We start from the raw sequence: 4,184 nt of genomic DNA, 5'->3' as shown, positions 1-4,184 counted from the left end.
CCGCCCGCGGCCCGCAACAGCGCCGTGACGGCCACGCTCGGGTCGAGCGCGCGGAGCCCGCGACGGAGCAGGTAGTCCTCGGCGTCGTTGTCGGCGGCCATCCCGCCGTCGGCCCACGGGCCCCACGCCACGGCCGTCGCGGCGAGACCACGGGCGCGGCGACCTTCGGCGAGCGCGTCGAGGAAAGCGTTTGCGGCCCCGTAGAGCGCCTGCTGCCCGCTGCCCCAGACCCCGGCGATCGAGGAGAACAGGACGAAGGCGTCGAGGTCGGCGTCGGCGAGGAGCTCGTCGAGGTGGCGGGCGCCGATCGCCTTGGCGGCCCACTGTTCGGCCACGTCCGCGCCGTCCACTTCGGACAGCGGCGCGGAGCGGACGACACCCGCGGTGTGCACGACGGCGGTGAGCCCGGGACTGACCCGCTCGACCAGCTCGGACAGGAACTCCCGGTCGGCGACGTCGCCGGCCGCGAACGTCACCCGGACACCCAGTTCCTCGGCCAGTTCCGCCGCTCCCGGGGCATCGGCCCCTCGGCGGGAGACCAGCACGAGGTGGTCGGCGCCCTCCCGGGCGAGCCGGCGGGCGACGTGCGCGCCCAGCGCCCCGGTCCCTCCGGTGATGAGCACGGTGCCGCGCGGGGTCCACGCGGGGGCCGCGACCGGCTCGGCCGGCTCCAGCCGCCGCCCGAAGTCACCCTCGGCACGGAGGGCGACCTGGTCTTCGGCGCCGGTCAGCCGGGCGAAGAACCGTGCGGTGGTTGTGGAGTCCACTTCGGACGGCAGGTCGATCAGGCCACCCCACCGTTCGGGGAGTTCGAGCGCGGCGGCGCGGCCGAGTCCCCAGACGGCGGCCTGCTCGGGATCCGGCGCGGGATCGGTTCCGGTGGCGCGCACGGCCCCGGACGTCACGCACCACAGCGGGGCGTCGATGCCGGCGGCGTCGAGTTCGCGGACGAGGTCGACGGTCCGCTCGAGCCCGGCGCCGCTGAACACGGCGACCGGCTCGGCGTCGCCGAGCGAGCCGTCGAACCGGATGACCCGGCCGTTCCAGCTCTCGAGGACGGCTTCCAGCTGCGGGGACGGGTCGACGACGAGGCAGTCGCCGTGGGGCGCGGCCGCTTCGGCGGGATCCAGCGAGGTCCAGGTGACCCGGTACCGCCAGGCGTCCGCGGCCGTGGCCGCTTCACGGCGTTGGCGCACAGCCGCGAGGGCGGGCCGCAGGGTGTCTTCGGGCAGGCCGAGTTCGGCGGCGAGCGCGGGGACGTCCACGTCGGTTTGCGGTGCGGGCGTGGGCCAGAAGCGCTCCCGCTGGAACGGGTAGGTCGGCAGGTCGATCCGGGGGCCGGCGGGCAGGTACGCGGCCCAGTCGACGGAGCCGCCGTGGACCCACACCCCGGCGAGAGCGGTCAGCAGGGTCCGCTCTTCGTCGCGGTCGCGGCGCAGAGCTGGGAACGAGCCCGGCACCATCGCGCTGAGGACGCCGTCCGGGCCCAGCTCGAGGAAGGTCTGGACGCCTTCGGCTTCGAGAGTGGCGATGCCATCGGCGAAGCGGACCGCTTCCCGGACGTGGCGGACCCAGTAGTCGGCGGTGAACGGCTCTGCGAGAGCACCGCTCACATTCGAGATCACCGGTATCGTTGCGGGGCGGTGCTCCAACGACTCGGCGACCGCGCGGAACTCCTCCAGCATGGGGTCCATCAGCGGCGAGTGGAAGGCGTGGCTGACGGTGAGGCGCTTGGTCTTGGGGAACTGGGCCGCGATGGCCAAGACCTCGGCCTCGTCGCCGGAGATGACCACCGATTCGGGGCCGTTGACGGCGGCGATGGAGACACCGTCGGTGAGGGTGATCGCGGATTCGGGGGCGGCGATGGAGACCATCGCGCCGCCTGGCGGGAGGGCCTGCATGAGGGAGGCTCGGGCGGCGACCAGGCGGCAGGCGTCTTCCAGGGAGAGGACGCCAGCTACGTGGGCGGCCGAGATCTCGCCGATTGAATGGCCCGCTACGAAATCTGGGCGGATACCGAACGATTCGACTAGGCGGTAGAGGGCGACTTCTAGGGCAAAGAGGGCGGGTTGGGTGAATTCGGTACGGTCCAGGAGAGCTTGGGTGGTGAAGGCCTCGCGGAGTGCCGGGGTGAAGTGAGAGAGGACCTCGTCGAATGCCGCCGCGTAGGTCGGGAAGCGGGCGTACAGCTCCTGGCCCATGCCGGACCGTTGGGCGCCTTGACCGGTGAACAACACCGCCAGCCGGGCATCCTCGCGGACCTCGCCAGTGACCGTGGTCGAGCCGAGGATGACACTGCGGTGCTCGAACGCCGTCCGGGCCGTCGCCAGCGTACGCGCGATGTCCGCGGGGTCGGCCGTCACCGACGCGAGCTGCGAAGCCTGCGCTCGCAACGCTTCCGGTGTCTTCGCCGACAGCACGAACGGCGTCAGCGTGCCGACCGGCGCCTCCGCGGCCACCGGCGAGGCTGGCGGGACGGCTTCGAGGATCGTGTGCGCGTTCGTCCCGCTGACGCCGAACGACGACACCGCGGCCCGCCGCGGCCGGTCGGCCGAAGGCCAGTCACGGGACTCCGTCAGCAGCTCGACCGCGCCCGCCGACCAGTCCACATGCGACGAAGGCGCGTCGACGTGCAGTGTTCGCGGCAATACCCCGTGCCGCATCGCCATGACCATCTTGATGATCCCGGCGACGCCCGCCGCCGCCTGGGTGTGGCCGATGTTCGACTTCACCGAACCCAGCCACAGCGGCGTCTCGCGGTCTTGGCCGTAGGTGGCCAGGAGCGCCTGGGCTTCGATCGGGTCGCCCAGCGTGGTTCCGGTGCCGTGCGCCTCGACGACGTCGATGTCCGATGTGGACAGGCGGGCGCTGTCGAGCGCCGCGCGGATCACCCGTTGCTGGGACGGGCCGTTCGGCGCGGTCAGGCCGTTGGACGCGCCGTCGGAGTTGACCGCCGAACCCCGGACCAGCGCCAGGACTTCGTGGCCGTGGCGCTGAGCGTCCGACAGTCGCTCCACCAGGAGCATCCCGACGCCTTCGCCCCAGCCGGTGCCGTCGGCCGCCTCGGCGAACGCCTTGACGCGGCCGTCCGGGGCGAGCCCGCGCTGCTTGCTGAACTCGACGAACGTGCCCGGCGTGGCCATCACCGTCGCGCCGCCGGCCAGCGCCAGATCGCACTCGCCCTGCCGCAGCGCCTGCACGGCGAGGTGCAGCGCGACCAGCGACGACGAACACGCCGTGTCGACCGTCAGCGACGTGCCCTCGAACCCGAACAGGTACGACAGCCGCCCGGAGACGACGCTCGCCGCGTTGCCGGTGCCGAGGTAGCCCTCGACGTCCTCCGCCGAGGAACGCAGCAACGCCAGGTAGTCCTGGCCGTTGGAGCCGACGAACACGCCGGTCCGGCTGCCGCGCACCGAAGCCGGGTCGATGCCGGCGCGCTCGAAGGCCTCCCACGACGTCTCCAGCAGGAGCCGCTGCTGGGGGTCCATCGCCAGCGCTTCCCGGGGCGAGATCCCGAAGAAGCCGGCGTCGAAAAGGTCGGCGTCGTGCAGGAAAGCGCCTTCTCGCGCGTAGGTCGTGCCCGGACGGCCTTCGTCGAACAGCGTCGCGGTGTCCCAGCCGCGGTTGGCGGGGAACGCCGTGACGGCGTCGCCGCCGCGGGCCACCAGGTCCCACAGCCCTTCCGGCGAGCGCACGCCACCGGGGAACCGGCAGGCCATCGCGACGATGGCGACCGGCTCGGTCGCGGCCTCGACGAGCTGCCGGTTCTGCCGCCGCAGCCGCTCGGCCTCCTTCACGGAGGCGCGCAGCGCGTCGAGCACCTTCTCGGGCGTGGCCATGGTTTCAGCTCCAGGGGTGGGTCATCGGGAATCGGTACCGTCCAGCGCCAGCCGCACCAGCGCTTCGGCGTCCAGCTCGTCCAGGTCGTCACCGGCGTCGGCGGCGTCCTCGAGCCCGGCCAGCTCCAGCAGCGCCGACATCAGGCCGGCATCGCGGAACTTCGCCAGCGGCACGGTGGCCAGCGCCGCCCGGATCCGGGCTTCTTCGGGGTCGGCCGCGGCGCCGGGCCGCAGGACTTCCAGCAGGTGCGCGGCCAGCGCCGCCGGGGTCGGGTGGTCGAAGACGACCGTCGCGGGCAGCGTCACGCCGGCCGCCGCCGCGAGGCGGTTGCGGAACTCGAC

General features: G+C 73.1%; 1 protein-coding gene and 1 pseudogene. Both read right to left on the bottom strand.

Going from position 1 to position 4,184, the window contains the following annotated elements; all coding sequences use genetic code 11:
* Positions 1-3,842: pseudogene (locus tag G3I65_RS14715) on the bottom strand (type I polyketide synthase); the annotation flags it as partial.
* 21 nt (positions 3,843-3,863) lie between these two features.
* Positions 3,864-4,184, bottom strand: a 321-nt coding sequence (locus G3I65_RS14710) for an acyl carrier protein (protein WP_160696606.1), incomplete at its 5' end; no start/stop codon positions are given.

The sequence above is a fragment of the Amycolatopsis sp. SID8362 genome (assembly GCF_010550475.1).
In the GTDB taxonomy this organism is placed as follows: Bacteria; Actinomycetota; Actinomycetes; order Mycobacteriales; family Pseudonocardiaceae; genus Amycolatopsis; species Amycolatopsis eburnea.
The sequence above is the reverse complement of the archived record's forward strand: the minus strand, read 5'-3'. Positions and strand labels throughout refer to the sequence as shown.